Genomic DNA, 16,614 nt, shown 5'->3' on the forward strand with positions numbered 1-16,614 from the left:
AAATGGCAGACCTTGAAGTGATTAATGTTACAGTCAGATACAGAAAAAAGATAGGTATAAAGGATGCAACATTCTCAGCAAATGATGGGGAGATAATAGGACTTATAGGTGCTGATGGTTCTGGAAAAAGCTCTCTCTTACACTCAATTGCAGGTGTTATAAGGTTTGAAGGAAAGATAGTTTATAAGGGGATTGTATACACATCTCCTAAGGAAGCTGAACCTATTAAGAAATTTACAGGTCTTATGCCCCAGGGGATAGGTCTTGTGCTCTATCCTTTACTCACTGTAAAGGAGCATCTTGAGTTTTTTACAGCTATAAGGAATATAAAGAAGGATGAGGAGTACTACAGGTACAGGGAAAGACTCCTTAAGATGGCTGGTCTTTACCAGTTCCAGAACAGAGAAGCAGGAAAGCTTAGTGGCGGAATGCAGCAAAAGCTCTCTCTAATATGTACGCTCATACACAGACCCAAGCTCCTTATACTTGATGAGCCTACAACAGGTGTTGATCCTTTAAGCAGGAGGGAGCTGTGGGAGATTATAGACCAGATAAGAAAGAAGGAACATATCATAGCTGTGATAAGTACAGGGTATATGCAGGAAGCTGAAAAGATGGACAGGGTTCTTCTTTTTGAGGATGGAAAGATAATAGCTGAAGGAACCGCCGATCAGCTTAAGGAGTCTGTTAAGGAGTACACATATGTTGAGACTTCCTGTGAGGATGAGTGCTTCAGCTTTAACAGAAAGACATACTCACTCAAGCCTTTACCTGTTCCACATGAAAAACCTGATCTTGAGGCTGTTTTCTTTGTTAACACACTGAAGAAGGTAAAGAGAATACCTGAGATACATATAGAGGAAAGGGAAACAGAGCTTGATATACCGGATATCGTTATGGAGGCGAAAGGTCTGACAAAGAGGTTTGGAAAGTTTACAGCTGTTGATAAGGTCAGTATGATTCTTAAAAAAGGTGAGATACTTGGACTTCTTGGTCCAAATGGAGCTGGAAAGACAACATTTATAAAGATGCTTTTAGGTCTTTACCCCATTGATGAAGGGGAGCTTGAACTTCTTGGAAAGAAGATAAAAAGTCCACAGGACAGAATACAGCTTAAAAGTATGATAGGTTATGTCAGTCAGAGATTTTCACTTTATAAGGATATGACGGTCAGGGAGAATCTACTTTACTTTGCAAATCTCCACAAAATACCCCCATCAAAATCCTTAAACAGGATAAAAAGACTTTCCGAGAGTTTAGGTTTTTCACAGTATCTTGATTATCTACCTACAGAACTTCCCATAGGTATAAACCAGAGATTTTCCGTAGCAGCAGCTATACTTCATGAACCTGTTGTTCTTTTTTTAGACGAGCCTACAAGTGGGGTTGATGCTGTGGCAAGGGCACAGTTCTGGAAGCTTGTACACCAGCTCAGGGACAAATGGGGTATATCAATACTTGTTACAACACACTATATGAGTGAGGCTGAATACTGTGACAGGGTTGTTCTTTTAAGACAGGGTAAGAAGGTCGTTGATGATACCGTTGAAAATCTTCATAGAAAATTCCCTGAAGCAGAAAGTTTTGAGGATATATTTGTCAGATTTTACAGATAGGAGGTTTTATGGAGACAAAGATAGCGTTTATATGCACAGGAAACTCAGCAAGAAGCCAGATGGCTGAAGGTTTCTGCAAGTATTACGCAGAAATCTCAGGTAAAGATATAGCTGTTTACTCGGCAGGCTCCAGCCCATCAGGTTATATACATCCATTATCTGTAAAGGTGATGCTTGAGAAAGGTATAGATATATCCGGACAGAGATCAAAATCCCTTGATGATATACCTTTAAATAAGATTGATTATCTGATCACCTTATGCTCAGATGCTGAGAAAAACTGTCCTGTGGTCAGCTGTAAAAACGTTTTTCACTGGAATCTGCCCGATCCGGCAGAGGCTTCAGGAACGGAAGAGGAAAGACTGGTTATATTCAGGAATGTAAGGGATATTATAGAGAATAAGATACTGGATCTATTAAAAATTATTTAAGGGTGAAGATTGAACAGAGGTGTTATTAAAGCTTATATAATAAAGGAGCTTTCAGAGCTTTTTAGATCAAAGATAATAATAATGGTCTATCTTATGCCCTCAATGGTTATGTTCCTTTTTGGTAATGGGATAAAGATGGAGGTAAAAAATGCAGACACGGTTATATTAGACCACGACAGATCAAAACTGTCTTTACAGATGATCTCAAAATTTGAACACTCAAAATACTTCAATACAAAAGTTCTCAATATCACAGAGAAAGAAGCGATTGATAGAATGAAAAGAGGGGAGATAAGCATACTTATAATAATCCCTGAGGGTTTTGAGAGGAAGGTTCTTAAAAACCAGAAAACGGAGATAGGCGTTTTTGTTGATGCCGCTTTCCCTATGAGAGGGATGACTATGGAGAGTTATGTTGAGGGTGTTCTGTACCAGATAATGGAGGAAACGGCAAGGGAGAAGATCAGCCTTGTAAAGATAAACCAGAGAAATCTTTTCAATCAGGCTATGAGAGATGAGGATGCTATAGTTCCAGGATTGTTCGGGATAATACTTCTTGTTGCCCCTGCCATACTTTCAGCACTTCTAATTGTAAAAGAGAAGGAAACTGGAACAATTTTTAACTTTTATTCCTCACCTGTAAAAAAGATAGATTTTCTTGTAGCAAAACTTACCCCTGTTTTTTTCCTACACTCAATAAATATCTTTATACTCTTCCTCTGGGCTACTTATGTTTTTAATGTTCCATTTAGAGGAAACTTCTTAATATTCTGGCTTGTTTCTGAGATATATATAATAATAAGTCTTTCAATAGGTCTTCTGGTTTCTATTGTTACAAGGACACAGATAGTGGCACTTCTGGCTGTTATTATTATAACGATCATCCCCGGCTTTCTTTACTCTGGAATTATGATGCCTATATCTTCAATGAAAGGTGAGGCTTACATTGAGGCACATCTTTTCCCTGTTATGTACTACAACCATATTATCTATGACACATTTCTGATAGGACAGGGATTCTCCTCACCTAAGAATGTTCTTTATCTGATTATTCTTATATTTTACGGCCTGACACTTCTTATAGTAGGAAGTCTTCTGATGAAGAAGGAAATGAGATGAGAGTTTTTACAGCTATTTTTTTAAAGGAGATAGTTACATTCCTGAGGAACTGGGGTCTTGTAATTGTCCTGATATACTCCTTTACACTTGATGTTTATATAGCAGGTCAGGGTTTTGAGGTTAAACCGAGGAATGTTTCTGTAGGCTATGTTGATTACAGCTCAGGTGTGATATCAAAAAAGATACTGTCACATCTTCATTCACCGGAGTTTAAAGAGCCTGTAAGGTTTAACTCCCAGGAAGAGCTCAGCAGAGCTATATTTAACAGGGAGATAATTGTTGGTCTTGTATTTGAACCTGATTTTGAGAAAAATTTTTATGAGGGAAAGGCAACACTCAACATCCTTTTAGACTCAACAGCAGCAGCACAGGCGTATATAACACTGTCATATCTGAGAAATATTATTCTGAGATTTTACAAGTATGAGATTCATGTTGAGATAAAAACACATAAGCTTTTTAACCAGAATGCAGACACAAGGAAATTTATCTCATTCTCAGAGTTCCTCTCAATAGTGACACTTATAGGTGTTATTCTTTCAGCTGTTGTCTTTGTGAGGGAAAAGGAGAACGGGACATGGGATATAATGCTTTTAACACCTGTTGATCCAAAGCTTATAATACTTGCAAAAACATTCTCTCAGATGGTCATTGTTATGGCTGGAACTGTTGTATCTGTCGGGACGGTTCTGTTTGGTGTTTTTGATGTTCCTATAAATGGAAGCTTTACAGTTTTTATACTCTTCACATTTGCATTTCTTTTTGCGGTAACAGGTATAGGTCTTTTTATAGCATCTGTAGCAAGAAGTATGCTTCAGGTTGCCCAGCTTTCTGTTGTTATCATGATGCCTATGATCTTTTTAAGTGGTGCATGGACTCCTATACATTCAATGCATCCATTTATCCAGTACCTGTCTTATATATCCCCCCTCAGATACTATATAGAGGGTAGTTTAAGTATATTTTTTAGAGGAATCCACTCTTCAGATCTAATCCCTTACTTTGTTGCATTGACAGTTCTTAGTGTAGCCCTTTACATATTTGGGTTCAGAAAGATAGGAAAGCTTTTTTAAGACATCCTTCTGTCTTAGATTTAATATTTTTTTTAAAAAAGCCGAACTGTATTTAAGACAATCAATTTTAAGGAGAGTGATATGGGAAAGATTGTAGGTCTTGTAAACCAGAAGGGAGGTGCTGGAAAGAGCAGTATTACAAATGCTCTTTCAAATGAGTTTGCAAGAAGGGGTTACAGGGTTCTTGTTGTTGATTACGACCCACAGGGAACCCAGACAATGCTATTCGGTTACAACAGACTTTCACAGTTTATAGGCACAGAGCATGATATGACAAATATCTTTAACGGAAAGGATCTAAACCCCATATCTGTTAAGGAAAATCTTGATCTTTTACCTGCAAACCCAAATCTGAGAGAGGAAGCTGAAAGCGGAAAGATGGGAAAAGAGCTTGTTCTTTCAAACTTTCTGAGAGGTGGATTTGGTAAAAAAGGTATAGCGGAGGATTACGATATCGTTTTTATAGACTCACCTGCTGATTCTGGTGCTTTAACTGTAGGAACGATAGCTGCAAGCGATTATGTTCTTATACCTACAAGGCTGACTTTTGTTGACTCAACAGGACTTGTTGGGACTCTCCAGACAATCATACAGGCTGTTATCACATTCAGACTTGATCTCTCAATTCTTGGATTTATACCTGTAGCTTACAAATCAAGACTGAGAGAGCATAACGATGTTCTTGCCTCACTGAAAACGACGATACCCCAGATACTATCAAAGCATGATTTTATAAAAACAGCTTCTGAGGAGCTTTTCCTTGAGCCTTTAAAAGACCGTATAGCATGGGCTGAGGCAGCAGGGAAAAGGGTCTCAATCAGGGAGTATATAGAGAAGGAGAAAAAAGGTCAGAGGGATATACTTCTCTCACTTGAGAACATAACTGATGAGATTATAAGAAGGGTTATGATCCATTCAGAGATTGGTGTGGAGGTGTAAGTTATGGATTTAGGAATTTTTGATGATATTCTTGAAACACCAAAGGCAAAGAAGATAAAAGAGATAAAACAGACTATAGAAGAGGTCAAACCTGAAGAGATACCTATATCCAGGATAAAGAGTCCAAGATTCCACGACAGAAGTTATGTCTCACAGGAAAGGATAGCATCCCTTGCTGAGAATATTAAGGAGTTTGGACTTGCCCAGCCTATAGTTGTAAGGAAGCTTGAAGATGGAAGTTATGAGAGGGTGATAGGTTATATAAGACTGAAGGCATTTGAGTATCTTGGAAGGGATAAAATCCCGGCGATAGTTCTTGATATAGATGAGGAAACAGCACTTGCACTTATGATATCTGAGAACGCCCAGAGGGAAGACCTTAACGATTACGACAAGCTTATGTCACATCTTGAGTATCTCTCCTTCATACTTGGAACTGATAAAGATGAGGTTATAAGGGTTGCAAGAAAGATATTTAACTACATATCAGGAAATATTAAGGAGCTTCCAGATGAGGACAGGAGAAGGGGTCAGGTGATAGAAAAGACACTCCAGAAACTTAGCGGAACAAACCTCAGAACCTTTATAGAGAGACTTAAGATCTTAAATGTTGCTGAGGAGATAAAGGATGCTATAAAAAAATACGGCTGGTCTTACAGCCTCGCCATAGAGGTAAACAAACTGAGAAGCTACCCTGATAAGATGAGACAGCTTATTGATGAGATCATCATGAATGATCTTACAAAAAAGGAGGTTGAGATAAGGGTCAGAGAGATACTTGGTGAGGAAGCGGCAAAAAGGGTTAAAAATCCGTTTAAGGAGTCCTTCAGGGAGATAAACAAAAAGGTTTCCAGAATTTACAGTAAACTACCTGAGAAGGAGAGAAGTAAGGTTGAGAGAATTATACAGAAAAAGCTCTCAGAGATAGAACAGTTACTTGAAAGGTATGAGATTTAAGTATAATTTTATAAAAACTGTTTAAGGAGAGGATATGAAAAGGGAAAAGGGTTTTACTTTACTTGAGCTTCTTGTTGTTATCGTTATTCTTTCTCTTATAGCAGCCCTCGTTATCCCGAAGATAACAGGAAGGGTGGATGAGGCAAAGATAGATACTACAAAGATACAGTTAAAGGAGCTTAAAAGAACACTTGAGATGTACAAGCTTGATAACGGTATGTATCCTACAACAGAGCAAGGTCTTAAAGCTCTTGTTGAGAAACCAAAAATACCACCCGAACCAAGAAAATGGAAACAGTACCTTGACTCCCTTCCAAAAGATGCTTGGGGTAACGATTTTATCTATATATCACCTGCTGAAAAACACCCATTTGAACTGAAATCAAAAGGTCCTGATGGAGAGCTTGGAACGGAAGATGATATATCAGTCTGGGAAGATTGATCAGGAGGGTTTCACCCTCCTTGAGATTCTTGTTGCAATAACAATATTTGCTGTCGCCTTCACGATCCTCGTAAAGATACAGACTGATAACATCTCAAAGGTTGAGGAGAACTTCAAAAAGATTAATGCACTGAAATTTTTTAAGGAGGAGGTTTACACAATACCTGAGAGGGAAACCTCAAAGGAAGATTTCGGATACAGAGTTGAAAAGAAGAAGATACAGTTTGGGATAAATGAGATCATATACAGGATAACAGACAGAAAAACAGGAGAAAAAATCTTAGAAATAAAAACCTATGAGAGATAAAAGAGGATTTACACTTCTTGAGGTTCTATTAGTTTTAACACTGATACTCCTTGTTTTTGGTGTTGTCGGTTTTTCATACATCTCAAATGTTAGAGACAGTATGGATCTGACATCAAGGATAAGTAAGTACACACAGTATCTCTCAGTTACAAACCAGCTTTCAAAACAGATATTTGCCAGATTTGAAAAGAAAGAACAGAATTTCCTGCTTGACAGGGACAGAATCTCCTTTTACACACTTTATCCTCTTTTCTACTCAGGAGCTGTTAGAGCCGAATACAGGATTAAAAAAACGGAGGAAGGCAGGTATATCCTGGTATATGAGGAGTTTCCCTATATAGATGGAAAACTTGGCTGGGACGGGATAAAAAAGATAACGATAGGAAATTTTAAAAAGATCTCATTTTTTGCTGTGGATAAGGGGAAGATATATGAGAACTTTAGAGGAAAAAGCTTTCCAGATATTATAAAGATAATTATTGACGATCAGACATTCTATATAACAGCAGGTAGATGATATGATACTTATTGTTGTTTTTATGTTGATCTCCTCTCTTGGTGCTGTAGTTCTAAATCTCTCTCATGAGAGATACCTTTTTGAAAGTTATATACAGAACAGTGTTGAAACAGAGGAGATATTTTTAGTCTCAAAATCCGCATCTGAGGCTGTGATAAAGCTTCTTGATATGGATGATAAAAAGATTGATTATTTAGGAGAGTTCTGGTCCCAGAACATACCTTTAGTTCTGGATGAGGGAAAGATAAACATACAGATAGCAGATCAGGAAAGGTATCTAAATCCAAACTTATTAATAAAAAGAAAAAAGATTGATCAGAAGATGTTCAGCATTTTTGAGAGACTTTTTGAGATCTTAGATGTGAACCAGCAGATACTTTTCAATATTGTTGACTGGATAGACAGGGACAGCTTCAGCAGTGGAGGAGAGGAGGATTACGATCTTTATAAGGCAAAAAATGCCCCATTGGACACTGTTGAGGAGCTCAGACTTATAAAAGGTGTTGATGACAGGATATACAACGGGAGGATTGTGAACGGACAGTTTCATCCAGGTCTTAGATCTGTTATATCACCTTACTCTAATGGGAAGGTGAATATAAATACAGCATCTAAATGGGTTTTAATGGCTCTGGACAGGGATATTGATGAGACTGTTGCGAATGCGATAATCTCTTACAGAAAGGGGAAACCTTTTAAAAGGGTTGATGATCTGATCAATGTTGATGGTATGAACTCTGATATCTTATACAGGATAAAACCTTATATTGATGTGAAAAGTGAGAACTTTCTGGCTACTATAGATATACAGCTTGGAGACAGGAAATATAAACTTGTTATACTATTAAACAGAAAAGGAAAAACAAGAGAGATATGGAAAAAGCTTTACTGAGGTGTATCTGTGATCATTAAGGCTGTTGATTTAGGCTTAAAAAGGGAGCTTATAGGGGAGGTCAATCCTTTAAAAAAAAATATAAAGATCATCAAAAAGGAGCCTAAGATCTGTAAGAAGGTTTACGGTTTTCCTTCTTCAAAATCAACATTTAGAAAGTACTCATTCCCTTTTAAAGACAGATCAAAGATTGAAAAGGCTGTAAGAACACAGCTTCAGATGGATCTCCCATTTCCTGTAGACCAGATAGAGTACTCATACTTTGAAAGGTATGAGAAAAACAGAACTGAGATCTTCTGTGTGATTGTAAGAAAGGAAGACTTACAGAAGATAAAGGATGGGGATATTATAGATAGTGAGATATTTGCCCTTCTAAGGCTTGCAAAATATAACGGTTTAAACAACTGTGAGATCTTACACTTCTCAGAAGGATACTCTGTTTATCTGAAGATAAAAGATCAGTTTATAGATCAGGTCAGGGTTTTCTCCCAGAAACCTGAGATAGATGATAACTTTTACCTCTCAGGTAACATACCGGAAGATATAAGTAGTAACAGAATACTGAAAAATCCAACAGATGATCCTTCTCTTAATGTTGCGTTTGGACTTTTACTCAGAGGTGTTGATGATACAGGTATTGATCTTCTTCACAGATCAGAGGAGCTTTACACTGAGAAGATATTAAAAGGTGCGGTTTACCTTACCTTGGCTGTTGTTCTGTTTAATCTTGCTCTTATCTTTAGGCTTGAACTGCTTGAGAGACAGTTGAGATCAATAAAGGAGAAGGAAAAAGAGCTTTTTGTGAAAGGTTTTAACTACACAGGAGAGGTTTTTGATCCTTTAGAACAGGCGAAGGGTAAGATAGCTTCATTAAAAGCATCCTCTGTTAAAAAGGAAGATGCTGTTGATATACTTGATTTTATAGGGAGATCAAAAAGGTCTGCAGGTATAAGCAGGATATACAGGATAAGTATAACGTCTGAGAGATTTGTTATTCAGGGGATAGCCTACAGCATCAAGGATGTTGAAAGATTCAAAAACGGTCTGAACTCAAAGTATGAGGCTAATATTGATGAAACAGTATCAACACCTGAAGGGATGGTAAGGTTCAGCATATCTGGGGTGATCAGATGAAAAGATTGATACTTTTTATTAACTCACTTGAACAGAGGGAAAGGGTTGTTCTGTTTATAGGTATTTATGCCTTTATACTTATTGGTGGTGTTCTCCTTGCAGGTTCATACAATCTTGAAAGATTGGAGAAGGTTGAGAAAAAGATAAAAAAGGAGATAGAGAGTTATGTTGAGCTCCAGAAGATAATAAACCAGTACAGAAGTTACAGCCCTTCTGTAAAAGGGGATAGACTTTCACTATCAAAAGTGGAAGAGCTTGCAGAGAAGGCAGGTATAAAATCAAATATACTATCCTTAAAACCTTACCAGCAGAATTTTAACAGTATAGAGGTATCATTTGAGAAGATATCAGGTGAGCAGCTTGTTTCATTTTTAAAAAGTGTTAAGGAAAAAGGTTTTTACATTTTATCTCTAAGTATAAGCGATCCTAAAGGTAACGGAAGGCTAAATGTTAGAACGGTAATAGGGGAAAGGATGTGAGAAGGTTTCTATTATACACTTTACTGTTTCTGGTTTCGTTTATCCTGACTGCTCTGTACACATTTCCAGTGGACAGGTTTGCCGGTTACATTCTTTCAAAAAATGGTGTAAGTTACAGATCCATTGAGGGTGATATCTTCCATCTTAAGATAAAAGGTCTTTCAGCTGGGAAGTTTGAAGTTAAAAGTCTGGAGATTTTAAACGGATTTACAGAGCTGGATATAAAAATCAATGGTGAAAAAGCTGGGAGTATTGATATACCTGGGAAAAAGATACATCTTACTTTGAAGGATTTTGATATCTCTTCTGTTCAGAAGAAAAAAGATATTACTGGAAGGATAACAGCAGACCTGACCATAAAAACAGGGAAAAATATACTGATAGATGGTGAAGGTAAGATTTTTATCTCAAAAGTGACAGGTATCCCTATCTCTAATGTTACCGTTAACTACACTATAAAAGGTGACGATGATAAAAATAAAGTGTCTGCACAGATAACAGGGGATGTTGTAAAGGGATTTTTTGAAGGTGAACTTTACCTTCCGGCAGATATAAAAAAAGGTTATATAAAAGGAAGGTTTGATGGAGATATCTTCAACGGGAAGGTAAAAAGGGAGATCTTTTTAAATTTTTCACAGCTGAATATATAAGGAGAGAGAGATGAGACCTTTGATAATTGTGTTCTTATCCTTTTTTTATCTTACTTATGGTGGTGCTTTCAAGAATGAAGTTATAGTGATGTTTAAAAATGGTGATATATCTTCAGCGTCTTCAGAATTAAAGCTCTCAAAACTTTCAGTCCCTGAAGGAAAGGATATTCAGCAGTTTATCCAGGAACTGAAAAAAAGAGATGATATCCTCTATGCAGAACCTAACTACATACTCAGAGCTTTAGCTTTACCTGACGATCCAGATTTTTACAACACAGATGGCAGTCCAAAATGGTGGTGGTCGGTTATAAATGCACCTGATGCATGGGATGTATCTACAGGATCAGGGACAGTTTATATAGCTGTTGTGGATACAGGTGTTGATTACAACCATCCTGATCTGAAAGGAAATCTGTGGGTAAATGCTGGTGAGCTTCTTAATACTGATAATGACGGCAATGGTATAGATGACGGCTGTGAAAACGGAGATGATGGGGATGGAAACGGCTATATAGATGACTGTTACGGGATAAATGCCCTTTGCTACCAGTACCAGAATGGAAATCTTGTTTACAACAATACTTTACCTGGATGCAGCACACCCGACGCATACGATGATGACGGACATGGGACACATGTAGCCGGAATTATAGGAGCTGTTACAAATAACGGTATCGGTGTTGCTGGGGTTAACTGGAATGTGAAGATAGTTCCCTGCAAATTTTTGGATGCAAGTGGAAACGGATCCTTAGATGGTGAGATGATCTGTCTTGATTACATCAAAAAGTTAAAGACAGACAAGGGACTGAACATTATCGCTTTAAATGCAAGTTATGGTGGTGAGTATCCATCTTCAGATATTGAGAGAACAAAGATAAACTCACTGACTGATATACTTTTTGTTTCAGCAGCTGGAAATGAAGGTAAGGATAATGAGTCCATAAATTTCCATCCATGTAACTACGATCTTGATAACCAGATCTGTATAGGTGCGTCAGACCAGACAAATAATAAAGCGAGTTTTACAGCATCTTTATCCTCAAACTACGGCATATTTAAGGTAAAGTTGTTTGCACCTGGAAAGGAGATACTGAGCACATATAAAAACAATCAGTACGTTCTTATCTCAGGAACTTCACAGGCTGCACCTTTTGTTGCAGGAGCTGCAGGACTTCTATATTCCACAGATACAGCTCTCACAGTATCACAGATAAAGGATAAGCTTATGTTCTCAGGAAAAAATCATCCTGACAAGCTCTCAGGTTACTCATACACCTGTAATGTTCTAAATCTATACAACCTTTTTATAAATGATAATGAGGAAAAGATCTGTCTTGATAGGATAGCTCATAACTTTGGAGATACCGTTGTTAATACAACAAAAACGGAGAGTATTACAGTGAGGAATACAGGAGAGGTTGATCTTAATGTGAGCTCTGTTTATACAAACAGCGGTAATTTCACTGTATCTGAGACATGCTCAGGAACACCTGTTAAAAGTAACAGTATCTGCACGATAAATGTGAGTTTCACCCCAACATCCGTTAATTATTATATAGGGACACTTTTCATAAATTACGGTAACGGAAAAACCCTTACTGTCAAACTTGAAGGTAATGGTGTATCTCAGGCAGAGACAGGAGTTGTATTTCCTGAGGTCAAAGGTAGTGAAGGATGCAGATTGTCCTCAGGAAGTGATTTTGGGATGCTGACAGCATATATTTTACTGGTTATATCTATGATCTTAAGGAGAAAAATAAGAAGAGATGGTTAAGATCCTGACAAAGTTAGATATAGAGAAGATATTTTTTATATTACTTGTAGTATCTTTCGGTACTTCTTTAGCTCTTATAATAAACAGCTACATTGAGATGAGATTTTTTACACTTCCTGAGGTTTCTAAACATGAAAGCAGCAGTATAAAAAAGGTTGAAAAGGAGAACAGATCGTACACAGGTATGGTGTATGTTTTTGAAACTGAAGAGAAAGCTGAGCCTGAAGAGTTTGAAGTTAAAGGTCAGGAAAGGAAAGAATCAGAAAAGGTTGTTGAAACAGCAAAAGATATAAAGCTTATAGGAGTTATAAACTTTAATGGAAAAAAGGTTGCACTGCTGAAAACAAAAAAAGGAACAGCTCTTGTTAAAAAGGACGATCTTGTAGATGGCTACAGGATAATAAGTATAGAAGATTTCTCCCTTATGATGAAAAAGAATGGGAAGATTTATAGACTGACAGTAAATATTGGATCAGGATCAGTTAAAAGCTCAAGGATTTACAAAAAAACTGAAAAGGTCTCAAAAGCGGACAGCGAGGTTATAAAAATAGACAGAAGATTTGTTGAGGAAAAAACAGCAGATATTGGGACGCTTTTAAAGGATGTTCTCATTGTTCCTGAGATAAAAAACAATGAGACTATCGGATTCAGGTTCAGGTATGTAAAACCTCAGAGCCTTCTTTATAAATTCGGTCTGAGATCAGGAGACCTGATAATCAGTATAAACGATATGCCCGTTAGAACAGCAGAAGAGGCATTTAAAATATATAATATGTTAAGAAATGAGCAGTTTATTAAGCTTGTAATAGAAAGAAATGGAAAAAGGAAGGTTATAACCTATGAGATCAGGTAGATATTTAGTTTTACTGCTTTTATTAATATCCTTTTTTATAATGCCTGCAAGATCTGAAGATGACAGCTTACAGAGGATAATACAGCAGGCAAAGGAGTTTAAAGAGACAGGTCAGGTTTACTTCAATTTTGAGAAGATAGATCTTAAACTTCTCACATACTTCATCTCGGGACTTACAGGTAAAAATATAGTTTTAAGTGCGGATATAAAAGGTCAGATATCACTTATCTTTCCTGAGCCTGTATCAATTGATGATGCCTGGAATATATACACATCAATACTTAAATCAAGAAATTATATTCTTGTAGATAAAGGCTCTTTTTATGAGGTTATACCTTCAGGTTTCTCAAGGAATGTGACACCACCTGTAAAGCCCGAACTTGAAGAATCGGAAGATATGGTAACTTACGTTTACAAATTCAAAAATGCCGATGTAACACAGGCTGTAAACGTCCTTAGAGGTCTTAAATCACCAAAAGGTCTAATATTCTCATACAATCCAGCAAATATAATAATAATCACAGATTCACAATCAAATATTAAAAATCTAAAACAGGTAATCTCCCTTATAGATACACCATCAGAAGGTATGGAGATAAAAGTTTATAAACTTAAATACTCAAGCTCAGGGGAGATCGCAGCTGCTCTAACATCACTTTTCTCAGATCTTGCAAAGAAAGGTGTCCAGCTTAAGGCTTACAACTTAAAATCTCAGAATGCTGTTGTTGTCAAAGCACCTTCCTATGTATTTAAGGAGATACAGGACATAATATCAATACTTGATCAGCCTACCCCTCACCCAACTTACAGAAGATTCTGGACCATCTACCTGAAAAACTCAAAGGCTGAGGATATAGCAAATGTTCTGAACAAACTTCTTGAGAATATAAGGCTTGTTTCACTGAAGGAGGGAGCAAAAAAGGGGAAGACACAGATAAAAAATCTGAAAACATACACAAAACCTGTATCAACCCAGAAGACAGACAGACCAAAGGTTGTTGCTGATAAGGCTTCTAACTCGATAATAATCTATGCAAATAAAACGGAGTACGAGGCTATAAAGGAGCTTGTCCAGAATCTTGACAAACAGAAGAAACAGGTTCTTGTAACGGCACTTATAACTGAGGTGTCAGAGCAGGCTTTAAAAGAGATAGGTGTAAGATGGCAGGTATTCGGTTCACAGGGTGGAGCCGCTTTCAGAGGTGGTATATCAAAGGAAGGATTTTACAACATTATAGGTTCTACTAACTTTGTAGCAGGTGTTCTATCAACATCAGGAGAAAATGTTGAGATAGGTGGAAATGTTCTGTTCTTCCCTGATCTTTTATTCCTGTTCTCACTGCTTGAGAGGGGAACAGGTTTCAATATAGTATCATCACCAAAAATTCTTACAATGGACAATATTGAGGCATCAATAAATGTTTCACAGGTTACACCTTTTGCACAGAGTGTCAAGTTTGATATTAACGGAAATCCGATAATTAACTACGACTATAAAGAGGTTGGTCTTATTCTTAAAGTAACACCCCATATATCAGGTGATAACATAGTTATGGAGATACATCAGGAGGTGAATGAAGTTATAGGTTATGAAAAGCCTCAGATAGGAGAGATAAGTTATGTTGTCCCGATAACATCAAAAAGGGAGCTTAACACAACAATAACTGTAACAAACGGAAAAACCATCGTTTTAGGGGGTCTTGTTTCAAAGAAAACCATAAAAACTATGGAAGGAGTACCATTCTTCTCATCAATTCCTATAATAGGAAATCTCTTCAAGTACAGGTCTGAGGATCTGAATAAAACTAACCTTTTTGTTTTCCTCACACCTTTTATTATTGAAAAGCCTGAGGATCTTGCAAGGATAACTGAAGAGCACCAGAAGTTAAGTGAGGCTCTACTGAAAGGTAAGAAAAAAGAAGAAAAAGCTAAGGAAGTTGAAAAGAAGGAAAATAAAGATATCTTTGAAAATTACAGAGGTTACTTTGGGGGTTGATATTGGGTGTTGATAATCTCCCTGTTGAGTTTTTAAAGGAGAATCAGATCGTTCCTTCTGAAGACGGAAAGGTTTTTATAACTAAAAAAACACCTTTTTACGCAGTTGAGGATATAAGATTTCTTACAGGAAAAACACCTGAGACCGTTCTTATATCTGAAGAGGAGTTCAACGAAAAACTTGAGGAGTATATCTCAAATATACAGAACAGCCTTGAGGAAGAGACAGAGATAAAGGAGACATTCTTTGAGGATCTTCTTGTCGGTTCAGACGCACCTGTAATCCAGATGTTAAACTCCCTCTTCCTTAAAGCTGTAAGATCAGACGCAAGTGATATACATTTTGAGCCTTTCTCAGACAGGGTTGTTGTAAGGTTCAGACTTGATGGTGTTCTACATGAGGTTTCTACAATACCGTTAAATGCATATCCTCAGGTTGTATCAAGGATAAAGATAATATCAAAACTTAATGTGGCTGAAAAAAGGCTTCCTCAGGATGGAAGAATAAAGGTCAAGATCGGTGAAAAAAAGCTTGATATGAGGGTGTCCACACTTCCTACAGTTTTTGGTGAGAGGGTTGTTATAAGACTTTTAGACAGATCGGACACTCTTTTAACACTTGAGGAGCTTGGTTTTGAGCCTGACGATCTTGAGAAGTACGAAAGGATTATAAGAAAACCACACGGTCTTGTTCTTGTTACAGGACCAACAGGCTCTGGTAAATCAACAACACTTTACGCATCACTACTAAAACTTAAAACACCGAGAAAGAACATAATAACTATAGAAGATCCTGTTGAGTACCAGATAGATGGAATAAGCCAGATACAGGTCAATCCAAAGATAGATCTTACTTTTGCAAACGGACTTAGGAGCATACTTAGACAGGATCCTGACATTGTGATGGTAGGTGAGATAAGGGATCTTGAGACAGCAGAGATAGCGATACACGCATCAATGACAGGTCACCTTGTTCTTTCAACACTTCACACAAATGATGCTCCTTCAGCTGTTGCAAGACTTGTTGATATGGGTGTTGAGCCTTTCCTTGTAGCATCATCACTTGAGGGTGTTATAGCACAGAGACTTGTCAGAAAGATATGTGAAAGCTGTAAGAAAGAGTATATACCGAGGGATGACGAGGTTGAGGAGATAAACAGGTATATGGGAAGGGAGCTAAAGATCGGTAAGCTTTATAAGGGGGAAGGCTGTGATAACTGTCTCGGAACAGGATTTAAAGGAAGAATAGCTATATACGAAATTATGGAGATAGACGAGGAGATGAGAGCTGTTATATCTAAACAGCCTGAAAGTATGGCTGTTAAAGAAAAAGCGCTGGAAAAGGGTATGAGAACTCTGATACAGGACGGACTTTTAAAAGTGGTAAAAGGTGTAACAACAGTTGAGGAAGTTCTCCAGGTGGCACAGGTGTAAGG

17 protein-coding genes are annotated in these 16,614 nt (G+C 37.4%); all 17 read left to right on the forward strand.

Annotated elements, in window-relative coordinates; genetic code table 11:
* The first annotated feature begins 2 nt into the window (after window positions 1-2).
* The 17 genes from PERMA_RS04020 to gspE all read left to right on the forward strand — a co-directional run bounded on the left by PERMA_RS04020 (window position 3) and on the right by gspE (window position 16,612).
* Complete coding sequence (locus PERMA_RS04020) at window positions 3-1,616, forward strand: ATP-binding cassette domain-containing protein (RefSeq protein ID WP_012676648.1); 1,614 nt, start codon at window positions 3-5, stop codon at window positions 1,614-1,616.
* Window positions 1,617-1,624: 8 nt separating this feature from the next.
* Window positions 1,625-2,047: an arsenate reductase ArsC gene (locus PERMA_RS04025; RefSeq protein WP_012675380.1), complete on the forward strand. Its 423-nt coding sequence runs from the start codon at window positions 1,625-1,627 to the stop codon at window positions 2,045-2,047.
* 9 nt (window positions 2,048-2,056) lie between these two features.
* Entirely contained in the window at window positions 2,057-3,166 is a 1,110-nt protein-coding gene (locus PERMA_RS04030; protein WP_012675387.1) for an ABC transporter permease, read from the forward strand.
* Complete coding sequence (locus tag PERMA_RS04035) at window positions 3,163-4,239, forward strand: ABC transporter permease (protein ID WP_015898876.1); 1,077 nt, start codon at window positions 3,163-3,165, stop codon at window positions 4,237-4,239. Before PERMA_RS04030 ends, PERMA_RS04035 begins: the two co-directional genes overlap by 4 nt.
* An 81-nt stretch (window positions 4,240-4,320) precedes the next feature.
* A complete protein-coding gene (locus PERMA_RS04040) occupies window positions 4,321-5,178 on the forward strand; it encodes a ParA family protein (RefSeq protein ID WP_012676143.1) in 858 nt (285 codons plus the stop codon).
* 3 nt (window positions 5,179-5,181) lie between these two features.
* Window positions 5,182-6,135 carry a ParB/RepB/Spo0J family partition protein gene (locus PERMA_RS04045; protein ID WP_012676067.1) on the forward strand — a complete coding sequence of 318 codons (954 nt, stop codon included), beginning with the start codon at window positions 5,182-5,184 and terminating at the stop codon, window positions 6,133-6,135.
* A gap of 34 nt (window positions 6,136-6,169) precedes the next feature.
* Complete coding sequence (gene gspG / locus PERMA_RS04050) at window positions 6,170-6,577, forward strand: type II secretion system major pseudopilin GspG (protein WP_012676705.1); 408 nt, start codon at window positions 6,170-6,172, stop codon at window positions 6,575-6,577.
* Window positions 6,552-6,884: a type II secretion system protein gene (locus PERMA_RS04055; RefSeq protein WP_012675820.1), complete on the forward strand. Its 333-nt coding sequence runs from the start codon at window positions 6,552-6,554 to the stop codon at window positions 6,882-6,884. The genes gspG and PERMA_RS04055 overlap by 26 nt, the downstream gene beginning before the upstream one ends.
* Complete coding sequence (locus tag PERMA_RS04060) at window positions 6,874-7,401, forward strand: prepilin-type N-terminal cleavage/methylation domain-containing protein (protein ID WP_012675471.1); 528 nt, start codon at window positions 6,874-6,876, stop codon at window positions 7,399-7,401. Before PERMA_RS04055 ends, PERMA_RS04060 begins: the two co-directional genes overlap by 11 nt.
* A gap of 1 nt (window position 7,402) precedes the next feature.
* Window positions 7,403-8,293: a type II secretion system minor pseudopilin gene (locus tag PERMA_RS04065; protein ID WP_012675547.1), complete on the forward strand. Its 891-nt coding sequence runs from the start codon at window positions 7,403-7,405 to the stop codon at window positions 8,291-8,293.
* A gap of 9 nt (window positions 8,294-8,302) precedes the next feature.
* Window positions 8,303-9,427 (forward strand): hypothetical protein, encoded by a 1,125-nt coding sequence (locus tag PERMA_RS04070; RefSeq protein ID WP_012676655.1) that lies wholly within the window; start codon window positions 8,303-8,305, stop codon window positions 9,425-9,427.
* The gene (gene gspM / locus PERMA_RS04075) at window positions 9,424-9,906 is read left to right on the forward strand and encodes a type II secretion system protein GspM (RefSeq protein WP_012675264.1); all 483 of its coding nucleotides are present in this window, start codon (window positions 9,424-9,426) and stop codon (window positions 9,904-9,906) included. Before PERMA_RS04070 ends, gspM begins: the two co-directional genes overlap by 4 nt.
* A complete protein-coding gene (locus PERMA_RS04080; protein ID WP_041530878.1) occupies window positions 9,903-10,556 on the forward strand; it encodes a hypothetical protein in 654 nt (217 codons plus the stop codon). Before gspM ends, PERMA_RS04080 begins: the two co-directional genes overlap by 4 nt.
* 10 nt (window positions 10,557-10,566) lie before the next feature.
* Entirely contained in the window at window positions 10,567-12,330 is a 1,764-nt protein-coding gene (locus tag PERMA_RS04085; RefSeq protein ID WP_012676406.1) for a S8 family serine peptidase, read from the forward strand.
* Window positions 12,323-13,183 carry a PDZ domain-containing protein gene (locus tag PERMA_RS04090; protein ID WP_012675320.1) on the forward strand — a complete coding sequence of 287 codons (861 nt, stop codon included), beginning with the start codon at window positions 12,323-12,325 and terminating at the stop codon, window positions 13,181-13,183. Before PERMA_RS04085 ends, PERMA_RS04090 begins: the two co-directional genes overlap by 8 nt.
* Window positions 13,170-15,179 (forward strand): type II secretion system secretin GspD, encoded by a 2,010-nt coding sequence (gene gspD / locus PERMA_RS10495; RefSeq protein ID WP_012675755.1) that lies wholly within the window; start codon window positions 13,170-13,172, stop codon window positions 15,177-15,179. The genes PERMA_RS04090 and gspD overlap by 14 nt, the downstream gene beginning before the upstream one ends.
* Window positions 15,180-15,181: 2 nt before the next feature.
* A complete protein-coding gene (gspE, locus tag PERMA_RS04100; protein WP_012675633.1) occupies window positions 15,182-16,612 on the forward strand; it encodes a type II secretion system ATPase GspE in 1,431 nt (476 codons plus the stop codon).
* Window positions 16,613-16,614 lie beyond the last annotated feature (2 nt).

The sequence above is a fragment of the Persephonella marina EX-H1 genome, from assembly GCF_000021565.1.
GTDB lineage: Bacteria > Aquificota > Aquificia > Aquificales > Hydrogenothermaceae > Persephonella > Persephonella marina.